This window comes from Pseudomonadota bacterium (assembly GCA_010028905.1).
GTDB lineage: Bacteria > Vulcanimicrobiota > Xenobia > RGZZ01 > RGZZ01 > RGZZ01.
In genome coordinates this window covers 1-21,757 of sequence record RGZZ01000030.1, presented here as the reverse complement: position 1 = coordinate 21,757, position 21,757 = coordinate 1, and the positions used below count along the sequence as shown (strand labels likewise).

The 21,757-nt window shown below is 68.2% G+C and carries 20 protein-coding genes; 12 read left to right on the top strand and 8 right to left on the bottom strand.

All coding sequences use genetic code 11. The features are described 5' to 3' along the window. Window positions 1-548 (bottom strand): hypothetical protein (locus tag EB084_04205; protein NDD27450.1); only part of this gene is annotated, 548 nt, incomplete at its 3' end. Further along, a complete protein-coding gene (locus tag EB084_04200; protein ID NDD27449.1) occupies window positions 545-1,525 on the bottom strand; it encodes a hypothetical protein in 981 nt (326 codons plus the stop codon). The genes EB084_04205 and EB084_04200, both read right to left, overlap by 4 nt. Here EB084_04200 and EB084_04195 point away from each other — a divergent pair. After that, window positions 1,363-2,160 (top strand): hypothetical protein, encoded by a 798-nt coding sequence (locus EB084_04195; protein NDD27448.1) that lies wholly within the window; start codon window positions 1,363-1,365, stop codon window positions 2,158-2,160. The two genes, EB084_04200 and EB084_04195, sit on opposite strands and share 163 nt — an antisense overlap. Beyond that, window positions 2,157-2,849 (top strand): ABC transporter ATP-binding protein, encoded by a 693-nt coding sequence (locus tag EB084_04190; protein ID NDD27447.1) that lies wholly within the window; start codon window positions 2,157-2,159, stop codon window positions 2,847-2,849. The genes EB084_04195 and EB084_04190 overlap by 4 nt, the downstream gene beginning before the upstream one ends. Before the next feature lie 14 nt (window positions 2,850-2,863). On the opposite strand, the gene EB084_04185 is transcribed toward EB084_04190, so the two are convergent. Then, window positions 2,864-4,573, bottom strand: a complete 1,710-nt coding sequence (locus tag EB084_04185; protein NDD27446.1) for a hypothetical protein — start codon at window positions 4,571-4,573, stop codon at window positions 2,864-2,866. A gap of 101 nt (window positions 4,574-4,674) precedes the next feature. Between EB084_04185 and EB084_04180 the strand changes: the two genes are divergently transcribed. Genes EB084_04180 through EB084_04170 form a run of 3 tightly spaced genes read left to right on the top strand, consistent with a single transcriptional unit; the run spans window position 4,675 to window position 8,740 of the window. Further along, entirely contained in the window at window positions 4,675-6,480 is a 1,806-nt protein-coding gene (locus EB084_04180) for an ABC transporter ATP-binding protein (GenBank protein NDD27445.1), read from the top strand. Continuing rightward, complete coding sequence (locus tag EB084_04175) at window positions 6,477-7,586, top strand: hypothetical protein (GenBank protein NDD27444.1); 1,110 nt, start codon at window positions 6,477-6,479, stop codon at window positions 7,584-7,586. The genes EB084_04180 and EB084_04175 overlap by 4 nt, the downstream gene beginning before the upstream one ends. Further along, window positions 7,583-8,740: a glycosyltransferase gene (locus tag EB084_04170; protein NDD27443.1), complete on the top strand. Its 1,158-nt coding sequence runs from the start codon at window positions 7,583-7,585 to the stop codon at window positions 8,738-8,740. The genes EB084_04175 and EB084_04170 overlap by 4 nt, the downstream gene beginning before the upstream one ends. A 37-nt stretch (window positions 8,741-8,777) precedes the next feature. Here the strand turns inward: EB084_04170 and EB084_04165 are convergent, their stop codons facing one another. Both EB084_04165 and EB084_04160 read right to left on the bottom strand, forming a co-directional pair. After that, window positions 8,778-9,500, bottom strand: a complete 723-nt coding sequence (locus EB084_04165) for a hypothetical protein (GenBank protein ID NDD27442.1) — start codon at window positions 9,498-9,500, stop codon at window positions 8,778-8,780. A 100-nt stretch (window positions 9,501-9,600) separates the two neighbouring features. Then, window positions 9,601-10,731 carry a hypothetical protein gene (locus tag EB084_04160; GenBank protein ID NDD27441.1) on the bottom strand — a complete coding sequence of 377 codons (1,131 nt, stop codon included), beginning with the start codon at window positions 10,729-10,731 and terminating at the stop codon, window positions 9,601-9,603. Between the two features lie 182 nt (window positions 10,732-10,913). Here EB084_04160 and EB084_04155 point away from each other — a divergent pair, with 182 nt between their 5' ends. Next, window positions 10,914-12,041 (top strand): hypothetical protein, encoded by a 1,128-nt coding sequence (locus tag EB084_04155; GenBank protein ID NDD27440.1) that lies wholly within the window; start codon window positions 10,914-10,916, stop codon window positions 12,039-12,041. Window positions 12,042-12,082: 41 nt separating this feature from the next. Here the strand turns inward: EB084_04155 and EB084_04150 are convergent, their stop codons facing one another. After that, window positions 12,083-12,736 carry a hypothetical protein gene (locus EB084_04150; GenBank protein ID NDD27439.1) on the bottom strand — a complete coding sequence of 218 codons (654 nt, stop codon included), beginning with the start codon at window positions 12,734-12,736 and terminating at the stop codon, window positions 12,083-12,085. Between EB084_04150 and EB084_04145 the strand changes: the two genes are divergently transcribed. The 6 genes from EB084_04145 (at window position 12,714) to EB084_04120 (ending at window position 18,672) form a co-directional block, all read left to right on the top strand. Next, window positions 12,714-13,748, top strand: a complete 1,035-nt coding sequence (locus EB084_04145) for an alpha-1,2-fucosyltransferase (protein ID NDD27438.1) — start codon at window positions 12,714-12,716, stop codon at window positions 13,746-13,748. The genes EB084_04150 and EB084_04145 overlap by 23 nt on opposite strands. An 89-nt stretch (window positions 13,749-13,837) precedes the next feature. Beyond that, window positions 13,838-14,644, top strand: coding sequence for a glycosyl transferase (locus tag EB084_04140; protein ID NDD27437.1), 807 nt, complete (start codon window positions 13,838-13,840; stop codon window positions 14,642-14,644). Between the two features lie 156 nt (window positions 14,645-14,800). Continuing rightward, the gene (locus EB084_04135) at window positions 14,801-15,664 is read left to right on the top strand and encodes a glycosyltransferase (GenBank protein NDD27436.1); all 864 of its coding nucleotides are present in this window, start codon (window positions 14,801-14,803) and stop codon (window positions 15,662-15,664) included. Then, window positions 15,661-16,695: a glycosyltransferase family 2 protein gene (locus EB084_04130; GenBank protein NDD27435.1), complete on the top strand. Its 1,035-nt coding sequence runs from the start codon at window positions 15,661-15,663 to the stop codon at window positions 16,693-16,695. The genes EB084_04135 and EB084_04130 overlap by 4 nt, the downstream gene beginning before the upstream one ends. 254 nt (window positions 16,696-16,949) lie before the next feature. Then, entirely contained in the window at window positions 16,950-17,366 is a 417-nt protein-coding gene (locus EB084_04125) for a hypothetical protein (GenBank protein NDD27434.1), read from the top strand. A 25-nt stretch (window positions 17,367-17,391) separates the two neighbouring features. Further along, window positions 17,392-18,672, top strand: a complete 1,281-nt coding sequence (locus tag EB084_04120; protein ID NDD27433.1) for a hypothetical protein — start codon at window positions 17,392-17,394, stop codon at window positions 18,670-18,672. Between the two features lie 34 nt (window positions 18,673-18,706). Here EB084_04120 and EB084_04115 read toward each other — a convergent pair whose 3' ends face one another. Together EB084_04115 and serC are read right to left on the bottom strand one after the other, a co-directional pair. Further along, window positions 18,707-20,317, bottom strand: a complete 1,611-nt coding sequence (locus tag EB084_04115) for an aldehyde dehydrogenase family protein (GenBank protein NDD27432.1) — start codon at window positions 20,315-20,317, stop codon at window positions 18,707-18,709. 6 nt (window positions 20,318-20,323) lie between these two features. Beyond that, on the bottom strand, window positions 20,324-21,424 hold the full coding sequence (gene serC, locus EB084_04110) for a 3-phosphoserine/phosphohydroxythreonine transaminase (GenBank protein ID NDD27431.1): 1,101 nt from the start codon (window positions 21,422-21,424) through the stop codon (window positions 20,324-20,326). Between the last annotated feature and the right edge of the window lie 333 nt (window positions 21,425-21,757).

Here is a 21,757-nt window from a genome sequence, read left to right as displayed (position 1 = left end):
CCGTTTACCGGAACGGTCATGAAGGCCAGGAAGCACGTCAGGAACGTGGCGGTCACGGCCAGCACGCACGCATCTCGATCGCGCGCCCGCCCCTGCCGATGCAGCTCGAGGGCGATGCCCGGGACGACGATCCAGAACGATGCGTAGCACACGTGCAGCAGCTCAGACAGCCCGTACCATGGCGCCACCTCGCTCAGCCAGAGCGCGGGGGAGCGTCCGAACAGGGCGTCGTCGAGGGCGAGCATCTCCGCGTCGAAGGTGCGACCGGCCCAGATGATCTCGCTGAGATGTCCGGTTTCGACATAGAGCGGGGTCAGCAGCACCAGGGGGAGCAGGGCGGTGGCAAGCGATTGGGGGGCGCGTCGCAGGGTGAGCAGCACCGTGACGACGAGCGCGTGCGCGCCGGCCGACAGCCACCACCCGAGCACCGCCCAGAGCAGGCCGGTGAACGCGACGTAGAGCGCCGTGATCAGCAGGGCGTCCGCGGATGCGTGGTCTGCGGGCACGGTGCGGCCGTCGCGGTCTGGACCGGCGTCAGGCTTTCTCATGAGGTCATGCGCTCATACGGCGAGGGCAAGGGGTACGACGCCTCGAGAAAGTGGCGCACCTCGTTCTGAACCGCGGGGTTGGGCGTGTCGCGCTGATCGTCGTTGAGGCAGTAGAAGCGCGGGGGGTTCGCGCGCAGGGCGGCCAGGGCGCGTCGCTGGCGCGCGGCCTGGCGGGTGATCTTGTGGAAGCGGGCATATCGCACGTAGCGCCAGAAGGGCTCGGGCACGACATCGGGCGCGTGATGGGTGAGCAGGTGATGGCGGTAGAGTCCGTCCATGCGCACGTCGCGCGGTCCGCGGAAGCGCCTGGCGCGGGTGGCGTCGACCTCGGCGCGATGGGCAGCGATCATCTCCTCGAACCACGGTCGGTAGATGAGCAGAGGGCCGTGCTCGATGAAGCCCAGCGACGGTACGTAGCATCGATCGTGCACGCGGCGGTGCGAGCGTCCGAACAGCGTTCCGGCCACGCGGATGCGTCCGTCGTCGGTGACGAAGGTGTCGCGCGGGGTAGGCGCGCCGAACAGGAAATCGTCGTTGCAGTAGAGGAACCAGTCGGAGGAGGTGCGCACGCGGTGCAGGTGGCTCTCGATGGCGTTGCAGTTGAAGGTGGGCAGGTTTGCGGGGTCTTCGAAGATCTCATCGTGGTGCACCATCGTCACCCGCTCGGTATCGAGCCAGGTCGGAACCTGCGGACGCTGCGCCACAACGTGCACGCGATTGATCCAGGGCACGAACTGCCATACCGAGCGAAGGCTGAAGCGCAGCAGCTCGAGGTCGTCTCGGGTTCGCTCCGGGTTGATGTGGGCATGGGTCGATGCATGGCGTGCCACGAGCGCGCGGTAGTCGGCCCGCTCGCCGTCGACCCACGTGTACACAATGTCAATCGGTGCGCTCACCATATCGGGCCCCCAGGTTCGCAGGCGCGCCGTGGCTTCCCTGCGTGAGTCCCTCGCTCCCGCCGCGTGATCGCGACCCATGGGCAGCGGCGCTGCACACCCTGCGCCCCTTTCGCCTGCTGGCCCGACACGCGCGATACAGCGCGCTGTGGCAGGGCGGTCAGCGAGAGGCCGCCATCACGGCGGCGCTCACCCACGTCTACGTCGAGGTGAACCACTTTCTCGCAAGCCTCGAGGTGCCTTGGTGGCTCACCTACGGCACCCTGCTCGGATGCCATCGCGACGGGGGGCTTGTACCGGGCGACAAGGACATCGATTTCGGGTTGCCGGTGTCGGCCTATCCCGCGGTGTGGGAGGCGCGTCGGCGGCTCCCGCGTGGGTTTCGCATGTTCGACACCTCCTCGAACCACCGCGGACCCAAGCTCTACGTGGCGCACAGAGGCTGGGAGGCCGATCTCTACTTCTACCGCACGCGCGACGACGGTCTTCTCGAGAGCTGCGAGCGCAGCTGGCGCCAGGGCGACGTGGCCCCCTTTCCGGAGGCGCTCGTCTTCCCGCTGCGCGATGCGGTGTTCCTCGGGCAGCCCACCTGGGTCCCGGCTGACGCTCGCGCCTGGCTGCTGCACACCTACGGTTGCATCGATCGCGGCGCGGTTCAGGATCGTCGCACCGGATACTGGCACGCGCCCGTGACCGTACCGGAGGGAGCGCCGTGATCGCGCTGCACGCGGCGGGCCGCAGCTACACCGTGGGAGGGCGCACCCTGTGGGCCCTGCGCCCCACCACCCTGACGATCGGGGTGCACGAGCTCGTCGTGGTGCTCGGTCCCAGCGGCTCCGGCAAGACCACCCTGCTCAATCTCGTGGGCGGACTCGATCAGCCCACGCACGGTCGCGTGGTGGTGGGCGATGAAGAAGTGTCATCGCTCGATCGGGCGGCGCTCGCACGCTATCGGCGTTCCACAACGGCGGTGGTGTTCCAGGCGCACAACCTGGTTCCCCACCTCACGGTGCGCGAGAACATCGAGCTGGCGGCCGAGCTGGTGGGGCGCACCGCCCACGTCGATGACGCGCTGCGGTCGGTGGGCCTCGATGACCGCGCCGGACACTTTCCCAGCGAGCTGAGCGGAGGCGAGCAGCAGCGCGTGGCCGTGGCCCGCAGCCTGGTCAAGGCGCCGGCCGTTCTGCTCGCCGATGAGCCCACCGGAAGCCTGGACGTCGACACCGGGCGCCAGGTGGTGAAGCTGCTCGCGGCAGCACACGCCCGCGGATGCTGCGTCGTCATCGTGACGCACAACGCCGCCATCGCCCGCGCGGCCACCCGGGTGATCACCATGCGCGGCGGCGAGGTGACCGCTGACGCGCCGAATGCGTCACCGACCGATGTCGACGCTCTCGACTGGTAGCCCCTGCACGAGGCTCACGCCGTGCCGGCCATCTCGTCGCGGCGCGCGAGCGCAGCGGCGCAGAGCCCGCCCGACAGCAGGCCCAGCGGGGCCAGGCCCCACAGCCATCGCAGCGACGCGGGAGAGGGCGGAGCGGGCTCGATTCCACCTGGCCCCAGGCTTGCCATCGGCGCTTCGAACAGGGTGAGGCGGTCGGGTGCGTCGGCCGTGCTTTCGCCCCAGGTGGCGCGGCGCGTCCAGCCAAGGGCCGACACGACCCGGTCAGCCTGCGGGCTGCCGCTCACCACCCAGCGCAGCTGATGCGCTTGAGCGGTGCGCAGCAGAACCCGCACAAATCCCAGCGCGCCGGCCCCGCCATCGGCGGCGCCATCGAGAACGCTGGCCCCGCTTCGGCTCAGCAGCGGGTCGCGACGGGCCGTGAGATAGCCGCCATCGACACACACCGCGCGGGTCAGGCGCGAGAAGCGAAAGGCGCGGGGCAGGCCGAGTCCGAGGGTCAGGTAACCCCACTGGTCGCGACCATCGGCGCTCAGGAAGCGCGCGGCCTCGACGGTTGAAGGGGCGGCAGGGTCGCACGGGGGGGCCGAGCGCAGACGGTTCAACCCAGTCAGCAGGGCGGCACTGAGCAGGCTCACGGTGAACAGGAGTCCCAGGGCGCGCCGCGCGCCAGGGTCGGTGAGGGCCGCACCGGTCAGCACCAGCAGCAGCACGGTGGCCCACAGCCCGAAACGCTCGTAGGTGAGCCAGGAGGCGAGCTCCCCGAACAGCATGTGGGGCAGCGGGGTGAAGGTCGGACCGAGCGAGAGAACGCCCCAGATCGCCGCCACCGCGACGAAGGGCCACAGGCTGGGGCTGCGCGCCGCCTGACGCAGGGTCAAGCCGGCGCCGATGAGCGAGAGGCTCCACATGCCGAGCCAGTACTCGAAGCCATCGTCGGGGTTGAGGAAGAAGGGGCCCCGGCTGGGGTGTCCCACCGGCGCCTGTGCCACCCGCGCGTTCTCGAACCACCACAGAAAGGGCGCCACCGTGGGCGCCGCGGCGACAACGCCGCAGAGCAGCGCAAGGCTCGCGCGTCTCACGCGCGTGCCTGCGGGGTCGCCGTCGCCGCTGGTCACGGCACTGACGATGCTCGCCAGGGCGAGCATGGGAAGGCCGATGAGGCCCGTCAGCTGATGGGCTGCCACCGATGCCCCCCCGAGCAGGGCCGATGCTGCCAGGTTCCAGAGACCACCGCGGCGCACGTACGCCATCGCGTACGCGCTCGCGGCGATGGCGAGCACGAGCGAGACGACGTTGGGCAGCTGGCCCCAGAGGTAGAGGGTCTCCCACACGCCCGGCACCACCGCGGCCAGCAGCGCGGCTTTCGACGCGGCCTCTGGTCCGGCGACCTCTGCGGTCAGGTGCCAGATGGCGATGGGGAGGGCGGCGGCAGCGGCGAGCGTCACCAGGGCGTAGGCGCCGTCGATGCCCACGAGCCAGGCCAGCGCGGCGATGGCCTGGTGGGCCAGCGGGGGGTAGCTGTAGACGAAGAACCCGGCATACCACCGCGGCTCCCAGGGGTCGAGCCATCGATGCTGGTAGTGATCGGCGAAGAACTTGTGCACCTCGGCGTCAGGCGAGGGGAGGGCGCCCCAGAGACCGAGCAGCACGGGCACGGCGTTCAGCGCGACACACACGCAGACCGACACGGCGAGGCTGGGAGAGGGGGCGCGGCGTGACGGCATGCCCTGGACTACCACGTGGGGCGTGACGGTCCTGTCGCACCGCGGCCGGGCCGTGCCGGTCGTAGGAATCGCGCGCAACCGCTGCGAACCCCTGGCCTCTCATGCGCTTCTCGATGGTGCGTTCCGTGCTCGATCTGCTACCTCCGCGTTCGCGGCGGCGGCTCGCTCTGCTGCTGGCGCTCTTCACGGCCACGGCCCTCACCGAGGTGAGCTCGGTGACCAGCGTCCTTCCGCTGGTCATGTCGGCCACAGACGCCGTGGGCAGCGCCTCGAACCCGTGGGTCTCGGTCGTGTCGCGCGTGACCGGTGTCACCGATCCGGGTGCCGTGACCGCGCTGCTCGGCGTGCTTTTCGTGACCCTCTACGCGCTGGCCACCGCGCTCACGGCCTACACGTGGTACGCCTGCCTCACCTTCTGCGCCGACCTGAGCCGCCGACTGTCGACGGCCCTGCTGCGCTCGTACCTGCATCGCCCCCTTTCCTGGTTCTTCTCGCACAACACCACAGAGCTGCTTCGTCGGTCGCTCTCCGATTCGAGGAACGTGGTCGACAATGTGGTGAGGCCGCTCGTGCGCGGGATCTCGCAGACGCTCACCGTGGTGGCGGTCTGCGTGGCGCTGCTGGCCATCGATTTCCGCGTGGCCATGCTGAGCGCCATCGGGGTGACGGTGCTCTATCTGGCCATCTATCGCCTCTTTGCCGGCACCATCGATGCCCTCGGCAGACGCGCCGTTGATCACGACGCCACGCGACATCGTCTCGCCGCAGAGTCGCTAGCGGTTTTCCGAGGCGCTCGCGTGGGCCCGCGCCGAGAGGTGTTCGTTCGTCGCTTCGACGCGCGAAACCAGGCTTTCTTCGAAGCAGCCGCCCTGCACAACGCCATCTGCGAGGTCCCGCGGTACGTCACCGAGATCGTGGCTGTGGGCGGCATCGTTGCGATCTTCGGATTCCTGCTGTGGAGCGGTCGGTCGCCGTCGGCCGCGGTCTCGCTCATGTGCATGTACATCGTGGCCGTGTGGCGGGTGGTGCCGGCGCTGCAGCGGGTCTACAGCAACGTCATCGAGATCGGCTACCATCGCGTCGCGCTCGACAACCTCCGCGCCGAGCTGTTCGATGCCGCCCACATCCGTTCCGAGGAAGACCCCGTCCGCCTGTCCTTGACCCGCGCCATCGCGCTGCGGGGCGTCGGCTTGCGCTACGAGGGTCGCGAAACCGATGCCCTCGAGGCCATCGACCTCGAGATCGCCCGTGGGACACGCATGGCCTTCGTGGGACCGACGGGGTGCGGCAAGTCGACCCTCGCCGACGTGATCACGGGTTATCTGCCTCCCACGTCGGGCGCTGTCGAGATCGATGGCGCGCCGCTCAGCGACCCGGCGGTGGACGCCTGGCAGCGAAACGTGGGGGTGGTGGCCCAGGACGTGCTCATCGTCGATGATACCGTGACCCGAAACGTGGCCCTGGGCGTCGACGATGAGGACATCGACATCGATGCCGTGCGGCGCGCATGCCAGCAGGCGCGCGTGGCCGATGTCATCGAGACGCTGGCGCAGGGGTACGACACGCTGCTGGGGGAGCGCGGGGTATCGCTCAGCGGGGGGCAGCGACAGCGCATCGGCATCGCTCGCGCCCTCTATCACGATCCGGAGGTACTGGTGCTCGATGAAGCCACCAGTGCCCTCGACGGCCGCGTCGAGCGCGAGATCGTGGAGGCCGTCGAGTCGCTCTCGCCGCGCAAGACCGTCATCGTCATTGCCCATCGGCTGAGCACGGTGGAGCGCTGTGACGAGATCGTGCTCCTCGACGAAGGTCGTATCACCGCCCGAGGGACCTTCGCCGAGCTCCTGGCCACGTCGCCGCTCATGCGGGCACTGGCGTCCGCAGGGCGTCCGGAGGGGGTTGCGTGACCCTCGCGGTGACGCGGGTGCGAAGCCGGGCCGAGATCGGGCGGTTCCTCGCCCTGCCGCGTGCGGTCAACGCGACGCGTGAGAGCCTCTGGGTGTCGCCCCTCGACCTGCACGTGCGGTCGATGATGGGGCGCATCGACGCGCCCGATCGACGTTTCCTCATCGCGCGTCGCGGGGGGGTCGATGTGGCGCGCATCGGCGTGCGTCGCATGCATGACGCGCTGCACTTCGGCTTCTTCGAGTGCGTGGAGGGCGACGACGAGGCTGTTGGCGCGCTCATCGACGCCGCACACGCCCTCGCCCCCGACCTTCCCATGCGGGGGCCCTATCATTTCACGCTCGAGGACCCGTACAGCGGCGTGCTCGTCGAGGGCTTTGAAGAGCCGCCGTTCTTTCTCTTGCCGTACAACCCGCCCTGGTATGCGCGCACGCTCGAGCAGGCGGGCTTCAGCGGTCTCAAGGACCTGCACACCTATGCCATCGATCGCGCCGCTGCGCGCTATGACAAGATGGCATCGCGCGCCGCGCGGGCCCGCGATCGCGGGGTCGAGGTGCGGGTCATGGATCGGCGGCGGGTGCGCCAGGAGGTGCGCAGCATCGCCGACATCTTCGAGAATGCCCTGGCTGGGAACTGGGGCTTCGAGCCCTTTGACGCCCGTACCCTGGGCGAGCTCGAATTGATGGCGCGCTTCGTGCCCGAGCGCTGGGGGGTCGTCATCGCGCGTCGAGATGGCGTTGACGTGGGGTGCATGATCATCATCCCGAACTTCAACGAGATTCTGCTCGAGGCCAACGGTCAGCTCTCGCCCGGCGTCGTCTGGCGGTACCTGCGGCGCCAGCACCACGTCCGCACCTATCGGGGCTTCGCGCTCGGGGTGCGGCGCGACCAGCAATCGTCGGAGGTGGCGGCCGCGCTCGTGCACCATCTCACCGAGCTGGGTCAGGTTCACGCGTGGGATCGTTTTGAGCTGGGCTGGGTGGTGGAAGACAATGCGCGCATGGCGGGCCTCGCGCTGGCGATGGGGGCGCGCCGCAACAAGACCTACCGGCTGTTCGAGCGCCTGCCGCGAGAAGGCACGGCCCCCCCGGTCGCGAACCCGTCGTGATCATGCATCTGGCTGTTGTTAGCAACTGGTATCCGGATGGGCGCGCCAACAGCGAGTACGGCCCTCACCTGGTCGAGAGCCTGCGCCAGGCCAGGCCGGACTGTCGCATCACCGTGCTCGCCGGTCGACCCGCAACCTCAGTCGATGACGCTGCTGGCGTAGCGGTGGAGCGGGCCTGGCGCCACGGTGGCGTCGACGTGGCGGGTGACCTGGTGCGATGCGTGAGGCGGTTGCGCCCCGACGCCGTGCTGTTCAACGCGAGCTTCAATGCGTGGGGATCGAACGTCTCGAATCTCTCGGCGTTCTGGGGCATGGCGAGGGTGGCCCGTGAGACACGCACCATCGTGCTGCTGCACTACCTTCCCCAGACGCTCACCGGCACATCCCGCTACCGGCTGGCACCCTGGCACCACATCGGCATCCACGTGGCCTGCATGCTCGCCGCCCGAGCCCACGCCGTGGCCTTCACCCTGCCGCGTGACGTGGCGTACTTTCGCGAGCGGTATCGGTCGGCGATGACCTTGCACATGGAGCACGGCCTTCTGGGGCCGCTCGGGGAGCCCGGGTTTGAAGAGGCAGACGGGGCGCCGACCCTGCTTGCCTTCGGCTACTGGGGGCCGGGCAAGAGCCTCGAGGGGCTGATAGCGGCGGTGCGCCGCGTACCGGGCGCGCGTCTCATCGTGGCGGGGGCGTCTCATCCTCGTTTCCCGGGGTTTCTCGAAGCGCTACGGCGGCGGGTGGCCGATGCGCGCGTGACGTTCGAGGGGTATGTCGAGGAACGTGATCTGCCGGCGCTGTTTCGTCGCGCCCGAGCCGTCGTGCTTCCGTACGAGAGCGATTCGGGCACATCGGGCGTGATGCACCTGGCGGCCCAGCATGGCCGTGCCATCATCGCGTCAGACCTGCCGGTGATACGGGCCGAGACCGCTCGTCTCGGTCTGCAGGTGTCTTTCTTTCGAGACGCTGCGAATCTCGAGGCCCGGCTCACCGAGGCCCTCGATGCGTCACGCATGCGCGAGGCGGGGAGCGCGAATCTGAGCGCCATTCAGGGTCTTGCTCCTCGCGAGGTGGGAGAGCGATGGTGGCAGCTCATCGAGGGGCAGCGCGAGACGCCGATGTCTGGGCCTCTCGGGGTGCGGCAGGCCTCGCGCTGACGCCCCTCGGTCTGCCGCCATCAGGCCCGTGGAGACGCTACCGGGTCTCGGGTCTGCGCAGCACGGGGCCCTGGCGCGAGCGCCAGATCATCCACGCCGCCTTCCAGAAGTCTGCAGAGAACCAGCATCGCTGCTTGTGCGGAAAGACCATTCTCAGGCTCAGCCAGCAGGTGGGATATCGCTTGCGCAGCAGGCGCTCAGGCCTGCTGGGGCAAGGGTAGAAGTCACCTTCGAACATGATCTCCCAGCGCTTCTCGACCCACGCGGCGGGAAAGTCGTCGGTGTATCTGCGCAACCAGATGAGCAGCCCCTCGCGGGTCGACAGATCGGCTTCGCGGCACAGCAGGTCGCCGTGCCTGTACCAGAGCTCGGCGTCACCGATCTTCCTGCCCTTGTAGAAGAGAGAGGTGCGCTCGAGCCGCAGCTCGATTCCGTGGTCGGCCAGCTCTCGTGCGCAGGCGCGGGCGATCTCGATGTCCTCGGCCATCAGCGATACGTCACAGTCGTGGTCGAAGGGCATCTGACCGCTGATGCGCCAGGCGCCGAGCAGGGTGCCGTAGTCGAGCCACCAGCGCAGGCCGTGGGCATCGGCCACGCGTGCGAAGGTGCGCACGACGTGAATGATCTCGTCGCGCGTCGCCGCGGGGGTGATGCATGGGTCGTGCCAGACGTGATGGGCGTTGCGCAGCTCGAGGTAGACCATGTGTGCCAGCTTCGCCGCTGCTGACAGGGCCGCGATCTTTGCGATCGATTTCAGCATGTCGCTCTCCGATTCTCGACTGAACGGCCCCGTTCGTTCTCGTCGTGCGCTTGCCCTGTTGCGCCCACGCTGGCCTGTGGGGCAGGGGAGTGTGTGACCTTCACGCGGGGTGTTGCGGGCGCTCCCAGTAAGGGCGATCGGCCTGCCATCGTGGACCGGGGAGCCGTGGCGACCGCCAGGCCATCTCGAGGCATCGGGTGAGGTCGTCGACGGTCCCGTCGAAGCGGAAGGCCGCTTCAGGCGCGGCGAACGGCGTGCCGTCGGCGAAGGCGGGGCAGCGTTGGTTCACCACCAGGGTGGCGCCGCTGGCCGCGGCTTCATAGGCCGCCAGGGAGAGCGTCTCGAAGCTCGAGGGGATGACCGCAATGCTGCCGGTCACGGCAGCCGCGCGCGCTTGCGGATCGGTCACGTGCACGAACCGGTCTGCAAGGTCGCGGTCGATGGCAGACATCACCTCGGCGAAGAGGCCCGCGTCTTCCACCGTGCTTGCGAGAACGGCGCGCCCCGCAAACTCGGGTACGCGCTGCATGAAGCGGGCCGCCGCCTGCACGAAGAGGTCGGGTTGCTTCACGCGTGACACGCGGGTCACAAACACCAGGTCGCGTTCGCGCGCCGGCCGCTGCACGCATTCCGCCGACGGCGGGGCAACGGGTGGGAACGCGATCTCCACGCGCCGGCGCCAGGCGTCGGGAAACCCATAGAACCGCTGGTAGGCGTCGATCACCGATGGCAGCGGCGCAATGAGGCGATGGGCGCTGTCGAGGGCCCGTCGCTCGAGGGCGACGTTGAACGCGTCGATGGGGGTCGCGCGCGCCTCGTGGGCGCGGATGATGCCGGTGGTGCCGTGCAGGCGAACGACGATGGGGCCGTGTTGCCAGTCGCGCGTCTCGAGCGCAGCCGCCCCCCAGCCGCGGAAGTCGTGGAACTCGACGAAGTCGAAGCGCACGGTCTTTGCGAGCCGCACCAGGGCGTGAGAGATCTCGAGTGACATGCGGTGCTCGTGGGCCGTGCCGACGAGCTTGTGCCAGCGGCTCATGGGTGCGTGATGCACGGTGACGCCCTCGAGCGTTCCGCCACCGTCGGTCGTGGGCAGGGGATAGGCCGACGCGAGCATCACGTGCATGTCGACATCCCTGTGGTGCTCGTCGATGAGGTTGCGCAACAGGCGGCCGATGCCGCCGCCGTTGAACGGGTGGAGCTCACATGTGACGAAGCAGACCGATGGCTTCATGGCGAGGGGTGTGGCTCAGCAGGCCGCAGGGCGGGGTCTCATGAGCGCCTGTATTCTGCGTGTCGTGCGTTCGGCTCCTCGCGACCGGGTGGGGCGGCCTCGACAGTGGCCGCGGCGTGGACAGGTCTGGGGCGGAGGAACGCGCGGCAGGGGGCGATGGCGAACGGCGCCAACACCGACACGTGAATCTCGTCAAGCGCACCTTGCTTGCGCTCGAAGACCTGTTGCAGCGTTCCCTCAGAGCCGTGGCCGAGGGGCACGGATCGCTGCGTGCCCGCCTGCGCCCCACGCTCTGCACGCATCGGCCCGGCCTGGGCTGTCACTGCCCTGCCGCGGCGCGCGGCTTGCACCTCGTTCACTCAGAAGGGCTGCGCGAGGGGTGTGATTTCGTCGTCGACTGGGATTCGAACATCGAGCACCGTCGACGACCCCAGGTGCCGACCCGCTTTCTCGGCCCTGGGCTGGCCCGTCTCCCTGCGGGGGCATCGGTTCACGTGAAGACGAGCGAGCTCGCGGCGTTCGTCGCGCACGTGCTGCCGCACGCCACGGCCCCCTTCGTGCTGGTGACCGGTGAGTCTGACCTGAGCCCGGTGAAGCGCTTCGAGGGGCTGCTCGAGCACCCGCACATCCTGCACTGGTTCGCGCAGAACTGCGATGTGCCCCATGCCCACGAGAGGCTCACCCGCCTGCCCATCGGCTTCGACAACCCCGTCTACACGCGCCTCGAGAAGCGGCTCGGCTTCATCCTGACCATGCTCGCCGGTCGCACGCCCCTCGATCTCACCGTCACGCGCAACGACATCGGCGATCAGGTCACGTTGTGTCGCGTTCGCGAAGGGCTGCCCCGGGACCGGCCGTTGCGCGTGCTCTGCACGTTCACCAAGAACTCCAAGATCATGTCGCACTATGAGAAGGTCCCCGCGCGGGTGGAGGCCTTCGCCGCGTTGCACGGGCAGGCCCACTGCTGGTTCCCTGAGCACCGCCTGCGTCAGGTCGACTGCTGGCGCCGGCATGGCGATCATGCGTTCGAGGCGTGTCCGCAGGGGAACGGCATGGATACTTTCCGGGTGTGGGAGGCGCTGTTTCTCGGGACCATTCCCATCGTCAAGACCTCGCCTCTCGATGCGCTCTATGCCGAGTACCCTGTCGTCATCGTCGACGACTGGCGCGAGGTGACGCCCGCACGCCTGGTGGCATGGCAGCAGCGCTTCGGGCCACGCCTCGATGCCGATGTGCTCGAGCGGCTGACGAACGATCACTGGCTGGCCCGCATCCGCCGCGCGGGGGGACGCACCCCCATCGGAGCCTGACCTGCGCATACGACGCCGCGGCAACGTCTCTGCGCGCGCCGTCATCTCCCTAGGCCGCGCCACGGCAGGCGCACGATGGTAGAGGCCGCGAGCGGGTGATGGGCGAAGGGCAGCTTCGTGACAAACCGGAACAGCCGTCCGGGCCAGGACCGACGCGCGAGCCACGCGTTCATCTGATCGCGCGCGTCGCGCTTGGCGTAACCGGTGCGGATCGGGTGGTCGACGGGGCGTCGATGGTCGACCACGCTCACGAGACCGCAGCGCAGCGCCAGAAAGCCGAGATAGACGTCGATGCCCCATCCGATGCGATTCACCTCGGGTTCGAGAGGCAGATCGGCGAGCAGATGGAAGCGCGCCGCGAAGCAGTACCCCTCCACGAAGGGAACGGTGCGCAGGTTTGCGCCTGGATGATGGCGCATGCTGCGCACCCCTGAGCGGCAGGCGGGTGCATAGACGCCCACGCGAGGGTTCGACATGGCCTGGCGCACGTCGGCGACGAGGGCGGCAGCGTCTGGCACCGAGACGTCCCCCGTGATGACCAGGAGAACGTCGTCGCGCGATCGCCCGGGGGTGTCGAACCAGCGCATCCCTTCTTGAAGGGCGCCGACGTAGTAGAGATTGGGCAGCACGCGGTCGAAGCCGGCGCGCTCGTCTTCGGTCAGGAGCGAGCCCATGTCGACCAGCCACGTGGGCACGAGGGGGCGGAATGCTTCAGCCAGACGCTGGGCGGAGACGGTCTGGCGGTGGCTCATGATGAAGACGCCCACGTCGGTCATTCGCCGTCAGTTCGGTTGCAGCGTGACACGAACCCTTCCAGGAGCCGTGCAGGGGGTGTGGAAACCCCCTCGCGTGATCGAAGTCGTGCTGAACGGTCGGCTGGGCAACTGGCTCTTCGAGTATGCGGCCGGCCGCGCGCTGGCGCTGCGTCGTGGCACGACGCTTCGCCTCAACCTCTCGCACAAGCGGCGCCTGCTCGACTGGCGAGCCTCGTGGGTGGTGGCCCAGCTGCGTCGATTCAGCCTCGAGGCCGAGCTCTCGACACGCGCGCCCGGCCGTGGCCTGCACCCCTATGAAGAGCCGTCGCTCGAATTCTCTTCGGCGGTGCTCGATCTCCCCAATGACACCTGTCTCAACGGCTATTTCCAGAGCGAGCGCTACTTCCAGGCGATCGCGAGCACGATTCGACGCGAGCTCGTCATCACGCCGCCGAACGACGCGGCCACGGCGGCCGTCGAGGCGCGCATCGCCGCGTGCATCTCGGTGGCCGTTCATGTGCGGCGCACCGACTATCTGCGCATCGGGCGCGACCTGCTCGATCTCGCGTGGTACGCCACCGCGATGCAGCACTGCCGCGAGCAGCACGAGGCCTGTCGCTTCTTCGTCTTCTCTGACGACCCGGCCTGGTGTCGCTCGCACTTCACACAGGCCGACTGCGAGGTCGTCGACCTGCCGCTGTCTAAGCGCGATCCGGTCAACGATCTGCGGTTGATGACGCTGTGCCGTCATCACATCATCGCCAACAGCACCTACTCGTGGTGGGGGGCGTGGCTCGCGTCGTCGCCCGAGAAGACGGTGCGCGCGCCATCGCGGTGGCTGCCCGATTCCAAGGGCGATGCGCAGCTGATGGCCACCCTGCTGCCGCCGCAGTGGATTCGGGTGGAGAATGGCACCTTCCCGGCAGACGGCGCAGCGAGAGGCCATCGCTGAAAGGGCCAGCGCGGCATGGTCGCGGGGGCTTTCGAGACGGCACGCGTCCGCGGCAGGACGCGGGCGCACGGCTGTGAAAAGCGAGCGGCGTGCGCATCGCAAGCCTGGTTCTGGCCCACCGCGATCCCGCCCAGCTGCGGCGCCTTCTGCGCCGTCTGGTCGAGATGGGGACCGTCTACGTGCATCTCGACGCCCGCGCCGACCTGCGCGTCTTCTCGGAAGGCGTTCCGCCCGACGTGCGCTGGGTGAGACCGCGCATCCCGGTGCGCTGGGGCTGCATGAGCGTGGTCTGGGCCGCGCTCGGCGGATTGCGCGCCGTGATGCGCGAATCGCCGGACTACGTGCATCTGCTCAGCGGCCATGACTACCCGCTGTGCGGGGCTGACGCCATGCGTTCCCTGCTCGCGGGCGGGGGTGAGTTCATCGAGGTGCGTGCGCGACCCGAGGAGGCGTCGCGCTACGAGCGGTTTCACCTCGATCAGTGGCTGTCGTGCGCGCGCCTGCGTCGCCCCGTCGAGCGCGTGCTGAACGCGGCCCTCGCGCCGCGCACGCCGCCCCTCGAGATCCACCTCGGCTCTGGCTGGTTCACCGTCACGGGCGCCCTGGCGCGCTACTTCGTCGCGTTCTGTGACCGCCGTCCGGATGTGATGCGGTTCTTTCGCCTCACCCGCGTGCCCGACGAGATGCTCTTCCAGAGCATCGCCATGCAGTCACCGTTCCGACACGCGCTGGCGGGGCACAACCTGCGCTTCATCGACTTCGACGGGGGACCGCACCCCCGCGCCCTCACGCTCGATGATGTTCCCGCACTGGCGCGCAGCGGCCATCTGTTCGCGCGCAAGTTCGTCCCCCGCACCTCCGATGGGGCCCTCGATGCCATCGACGCCCTGGCCTGAGCGCTGTCGCTGTCTCCAGGAGTTGCATCGCGCCGGCACGAAACCGCTCGACGCCATGCACGCTCCCATCGCGGTCTTCCGCACGGCTCTGCGCGCCCGACGCGGTCAGGGCTCGACCTCCTGTCCGCCGAGCGGTGATGGGCCGGGGGGGGGCAGATGAGCCGTCCCCGCGCGCTCGTCACCATCATGTTCGTGCGCAACGAGGCAGACATCATTGCGCACGCCATCGATCACCATCTCGCGCACGCAGTCGACCACATGCTCGTGGCCGACAACGGCAGCACCGACGAGACGCTCGACATCTTGCGCGACTATGAGAAGCGGGGCGTCTTGACCCTCGAGCGCGATCCGTCGCCGCACTATCCCCAGGCGGAGCGCATGACGCGCCTGCTTCGCCGCGCCCAGGAAGAGATGGGTGCAGACGCGGTCATCTGCGCTGATGCCGACGAGTTCTTCGTGCCTTCTTCGGGCGACCTGAAAGACGTGTTCAATCGACACTGGGCCTCTGTCATCCGCGTGCGCACGAGAAACCTGGTGCCCGTCGACCCGGATGACGCCGATCTGCCTCTTCACGCGCGCACCTTCGTGGCCGTGGCGCGACCCCGTTCAGACGGCGCGTGGATCTATCGCGCGAGCAAGCCCAAGGTGATGGTGCGTCCGGAGCGCGTGCGGGCCATCGACATGGGCAACCACGACGCGCAGGTCGACCCGTTCACGCGTCGGGTCTCGGGGCGTGGGGTTGAGGTGCTGCATGTACCCATTCGCAGCTACCGCCAGTTCGAGCGCAAGGTGCGCATCGGTGCTGCTGCGCTGGTCGCCAATCCGCGCTACACGCCTTCCATCGGCTCCCACTGGCGCCGCTGGCTCGAGCTCTATCACGCGGGACACCTGCGTGACGAGTTCGAGCGTCTTGTCATCCGGACCGAGACCGAGCGACTCGCGGGCATTGCCAGCGGACTCGTCACCGATACCGTGTCGATGCCGTGGTTGACAGCGGTCGTCCCGGGGGACGGGCGATGAGGAAGCGGGGGCTTTGGTGGGCGGCCGCACTCGGGGCTGCGGCGCTCTGGGCGCGTCTCGAGCGGCGTGCGGCGATGTCGGCGCGGGTGCGGGCGAACGATGATGCGCGGCGTCGCTTGCTCGGTGGGCTTCAGAGCGAAGGTCCAGACGACAGCGACCTCGCCCGCGAGATCACCATTGTGGTGACGGCCTGCGATCGGCCATGCTGCATCGTCCGATTCCTCGAATCGGTGCGCCGGTACTTTCCCACGGTTCCGGTTCTGGTCTGCGACAACAGCCGAGACACGTTGCTCCCGCACGGCGCCGCCGTTCAGCCCGCCATCCGCTGGCTGCACCCTGCGGAGGGGGCGCCCCATACGGTGGGCGCCGGACGCAACCGGCTGCTCGCGCACGTCGAGACCCCGTTCTTCTTTCTCTGTGACGACGACCACGTCTTCACGTCGGCCACCGACCTGCGGCGCATGCTGACCTTCCTCCACGACACCGGCTACGATCTGGTGGCCGGGTGCCAGGGACGCGGCGATTATGGCACCGCCATCTTCGAGATGCACGAGGGGCTTGCGGTCCAGCGCTTCTACCGTCACCGCGGCGTGGTGGGCGATGGGGCGGTGGACTGTGATCGCGTGTCGAACTCGTGGCTCGCTCGAACAGACTCGGTGCGCGCTGCAGGTGGGTGGGAGGCGCGCGTGTTCGCGGCAGAGCACGCGGAGTTCTTCCTGCGCTGCAGCCGCCGAGGCTTGCGCGTCGCACAGATGGCGGGGGTGTGGGTCGACCACGACACCCGATGCGAGCGGGTGCCGGGATTGTGGGGGGGGCTGCGCCGACTGCTGCCGCACCCGGATCCCGACTACGCAGAGCGGCGCTCCGGCGGCCGCGGATGGGGCCACGCAAGGCGCGCCCGCGATCTCGAGCGGCGCTGGTGCTGGGAGAAGAACGGTGTGCGCGGCATCGTTGGACGCTCCACGCGTCGAGAGCGTCTTCGGTTCCTCGATGAGATGCGCGTGCTCGAGGATCGTGGGACCGACCTCTGACTTGCGCTTGCTGCGGCCTTTCGGAGGATCGCACCAGAGCGCGTGAGAGGGATTCGCACGGTGGGCCCTGAAACCATTCGAATCGAACTCCAGAGGAGGCCCTCATCCATGCGCCGCATCCTTCCCCTCGCCATCCTGGCCGCGCTGAGCCTGCCGCTCACCGCCATCGCGGCGGGGCCCACCCCTCCGACGATGCTGCCCTCGGTGATCTCGGCCACCCCTACGCCTTCGCCAACCGCAACGCCGAAGCCCACGTGCACCCCGCGCCCGGAGCCGTCGTGCTCACCGAAGCCGACGTGCTCGCCGAAGCCGGAGGCGTCGTGCTCACCGAAGCCGACGTGCTCGCCGAAGCCGGAGGCGTCGTGCTCACCGAAGCCCACGTGCTCGCCGAAGCCAGAGGCGTCGTGCTCTCCGAAGCCCACGTGCTCGCCGAAGCCGGAGGCATCGTGCTCTCCGAAGCCCTCGAGCACACCGAAGCCCTCGAGCACGCCGAAGACGTCGTCGGGCAGCGGCTCCGACCGAGATCGAGACCGAGATCGTCGCTGACATTTGGCGCCAAGACCCCTTCGCGCTCTGCTTGTACTGGCGTTGCTCTGCATCCCAGTCGCGGCTCGAGCGCAGTCGCCTGCATTCGTCGTCAAGCCCTACCTTCAGATCGGTGCCCGACCTGACCCTACGCGGCTGACCCTCGTCTGGATGGTGCCCGATGAAGAGGCTTCGTGGGCTGTCACGCTCCGCGTGGGTGGCGACCCCGCGGTCTCGTGCCTGACCACCGAACGCCGCTTGACCGTCGGGGACGCGCCACAGCGCCAGCTCACCGCTGCGCTCACCCCCCTGGTGCCCGAGCAGCGCTTCCAGTACGTGGTGACGCGAAACCGGCGTGAGGTCTTCCGCGCCAGCGGGGTGGCGCCTCCGCGTGCGGGCGGAGACTTCCACGCAGTGGTGCTTGGCGATATCGGCGACGGCTCCGGTTCTGAGCGCGGCGTGGCGAGCGCCATCTTCAAGACGCAGCCTGGGCTCATGGTCATCCCAGGCGACATCGCCTACCCGCGTGGAACCCAGTTCGACTACCTGCGCAACTTCTTTCCCGTCTACAACAGCGACCGCGTCTCACCCCTGAAGGGCGTGCCGCTCATGCGATCGGTGCCGGTAGCCGCCGTTGCGGGCAATCACGATATCCCCGCAACGCGCAGAAGTCCCATCAACCTGTCGCACCGCAGCGATTCGCTGGCGTACTACTACAGCTGGGTTCAGCCCAGCGACGGACCTCGCGCCGCCCAGCCCCCTGTCGTGGGTGGTGCGCCTTTTGTCAGCGCATTCAAGGATGCGGCGGGAGAGCGGTTCCCCGGAATGGGGAACTTCTCGTTCGACTGGGGGGCGGCACACTGGTTGATGCTCGATTCGAACCCCTACGTCGACTGGACCGACCCCACGCTGCGCAGGTGGGTGGCCGACGATCTCGAGCGGGCAAGAGACGCCGCCTGGCGTTTCGTGGTCTTTCATCACCCGCCGTTTCAGTCATCGGCGCTCAAGACGCAAGACCAGTGGATGCGTGTCCTCGTCGACGTTCTCGAGAAGGGGAGGGCGGATCTGGTCTTCAGCGGCCACATCCACAACTACCAGCGATCTCGTCCAACGCGCTTCGAGGCACGGCGCCAGCCAGACGGGCGATGGATCTCACGAAACCTGTCGGTGGCCGGCACGTTCAAGCTCGACCTCGTCTACGACGGACAGAAGAGCACGTGTCCGGACGGTCCCATCTACATCGTGACCGGCGGGGGAGGACCACCCCTGGCAAACGTGAAGCGTCAGGCCCAGCCGAAGCAGTGGCAGCCCTTCACGGCGCGATACATCACTGAAGAGTGGTCGTTCACCGCGGTCGATGTGTCGGCGAGGCGCGTGCTCGTGCAACAGATCGGCATGGACGGGCGCGAGCTCGATCGGTTCATCGTCACCCACCGTCAGTCGTCTGACTGAGGGGAGGAGCGCCGCTTGAGACGCAAGCAGGGCCTCAGTCGGTGAGCATGCGGGGGATGCGCGACAAGATCACCGGTAGATCTGCTTCTCGGGCCAGCAGGGGCATCCACGGAACCAGGCCGACGAGACTGGCGACGCGCGTCGTGAGCGAGGGTGAGAAGAGCAGCTCGAATGAGGTCGAGAACAATCGGGTGCGCGCGGGCTCGTAGGGGAACCACCAGAGCTGACGGTTGCGCATGCTCCAGTCTTCAGAGACGAACTTCACCTCGACCAGCTCGGCAAAGCCCTCGGGGCCGTGGGTGCGGCCGATGCCGGAACCCTTGGGCCCGCCCCAGGGCGCACCCGCTTCGGCGAAGGTGAAGTTGGCGTCGTTCACGGTGACCGTGCCGGATTCGAGACGTCGCGTCACGCGACGCGCCAGCGTGCGATCGGCGGTCCAGACCGATGCGGTGAGCCCGTAGTCGCAGGCGTTTGCGAGGCGGATGGCTTCGTCTTCGCTGTCGAACGCCATGATGGGAAGCAGCGGCCCAAAGGTCTCGTCGCGCATCACGCGCATCTCGTGGGTGACGTTGCGCAGAACGGTGGGCGCAAAGAACCGCCCTTCGCCTCGGGTTCCGCCAATGACGACCTCAGCCCCGTGGGCCAGGGCGTCGGCAACCTGGGCCTCTACGGTGGCGACCCCGTCGGCGGTGGTCATCGGGCCTACGTCTGTGCCTGGCGCCAGCGGGTCTCCCACGCGCAACGCGCGGGTGAGCTCGACCACGCGTTCGGTGAAGCGTTCGATCACCGAGCGATGCACGTAGACGCGCTCGGTCGACGAGCAGGTCTGCCCCGCGTTCATGAAGGCAGACCATACGGCGCAGCGCGAGGCGCGCTCGAGGGGCGCATCGGCAAAGACGATGAAGGGGTCCTTGCCGCCCAGCTCGAGCACGGTGCGACAGAGGGTCTTCGATGCCCGGCCCATGAGCTCTCGTCCCACTGCCGTGCTTCCGGTGAAGATGAGCAGGCGAACGCGGGGGTCGGTGACCAAGGGGTCGGCCTCGCGCGTCCGACAGGTGATGACCTGCAGAACGTCTCGCGGCACGCCGGCGGCGTGGAAGATGTCGATCAGCGCCAGAGCGATGAGGGGTGTGCTCGTTGAAGGGCGCAGCAGCACCACGTTGCCTGCCGCAAGGTTGGCGGCGATCTCGCAGAAGGGAATGGCGAAGGGGTAGTTCCAGGGAGAGAGCACGCTGGTCACCCCTCGTGGGCGCACCTCGAGGCGGGCGTGCTTGTCGGCCAGGAAGGGGAGCCGATGGCGGCGGGGAGCGTCAGCGAGCAGCTTCGGGGTCTCGTGGATGTAGTAGGTCAGCGCGCTCAGCCCGCTCATGATCTCCGCCACCAGGGCTTCCATCACGGGTTTGCCTTGCTCTGAAGCCACGAGGCGAGCCAGTTCGTCTTTTCGGGCGAGCAGCACCCCTCGAGCAGCGGTGAGCAGGCGAAGACGCGCGTCGACCCCGAGGTCGGCCCAGCCCTCTGCGGCCGCGTCGGCACGGCCGATGGCGGCCCGCACGTCATCGGTCGACGCCGCAGGCACGGTGCCGAGGGTGCGCCCATCGAAGGGCGACGTGACGACGATGGGTTCGAGGCGCGTCTCCGCCTGCACGGGGCGTCAGCCGTTCTTCTTCTGGAAGTCGGCCATGAAGGTCACCAGGGCCTCGACCCCCTCGATGGGGAAGGCGTTGTAGATGGAGGCGCGCATGCCGCCTACGTCGCGGTGTCCCTTGAGGCCGTCGAAGCCGGCCGCGGTGGCTTCGCTGTTGAACTTCTTCTCGAGGTCTTCTGAGGGGAGCCGGAAGGTGACGTTCATCAGCGAGCGGCTGCTGGTCTGTGCGGTTCCGCGATAGTAGCCGCCGCTGCCGTCGATGGCATCATACAGGATGCCCGCCTTCTTCTCGTTGAGCGCCTGCATGGCTTCGAGACCGCCGATGCTGCGCAGGTACTTGCCGACGAGGCCGATCATGTAGATGCCGAACACGGGCGGGGTGTTGTACAGCGAGTTGTTGTCGACGTGGGTCTTGAAGCTGAGCATGGTGTGCAGGTTCGGGTCGCACCGTGCGATGAGGTCGTCGCGCACGATGACCAGGGTGACGCCCGAGGGGCCGATGTTCTTCTGCGCGCCGGCGTAGATGAGGCCGTACTTGTTGATGTCGAGGGGGCGCCACATGATGTCGGACGAGGCGTCGCACACGAGGGGCACATGGCCCACCTCGGGCTCGGTCTTCCACTGGGTGCCGAAGATGGTGTTGTTCGAGGTGAAGTGCACGTAGTCGGCTTCGGGGTCGAGCTTCAGCTCAGCCTGGGTGGGGATGCGGGTGAAGCTCTCGCTCTCGGTGGAGGCCGCGACGTTGCAGGTGCCCACGCGCTTCGCCTCTTTCATGGCCTTCTTCGACCACGCGCCGGTGATGATGTAGTCGGCCTTTCCGCCAGGCTTCATGATGTTCATGGGTACCATCGAGAACTGCAGGCTTGCACCGCCCTGCAGGAACAGGACATGGTAGTTCGCGGGAATGTTGAGCAGGGCGCGCAGGTCTTCGATCGCCTGTGCGTGGATGGCATCGAAGGTCTTCGAGCGGTGGCTGATCTCAAGCACCGACATGCCAACGCCTGGCAGGGACAGCATGTCGCGCTGCACCTCTTCGAGCACGGGGACGGGGAGAACGGCGGGGCCAGCGCTGAAGTTGAAGATTCGCTTCGCTGTGGTGGACGTCATGTCGGTTTCTCCTTGCGTTCGGATGCGTCTCTTCTCTCCCGTCGAGAGGGGAGGCGGAGCTCTGTCTCGGCGCGGATTGCGCTGAGGCCCCCAGGGGGCAGGTCGATGGGGCGGGGCAGTCTTTTCCGAAGCGGGGGGCAATCCCTACCGAACCCACCTTCAATCGTGCGCGACGAGGCGACGACGGGCAGGAGGGGGCGACGCGGCGGAGGAGTCGCACCCCGTGAAGAGAAGCACTCAAGAAGTGGGAGGATGTTCTGCCATGAAACGCGCCTCGATCGCTCTCCTGGCCGCAGCGCTCTGCTTCTCGGACACAGCTCACGCGGCTGGCCC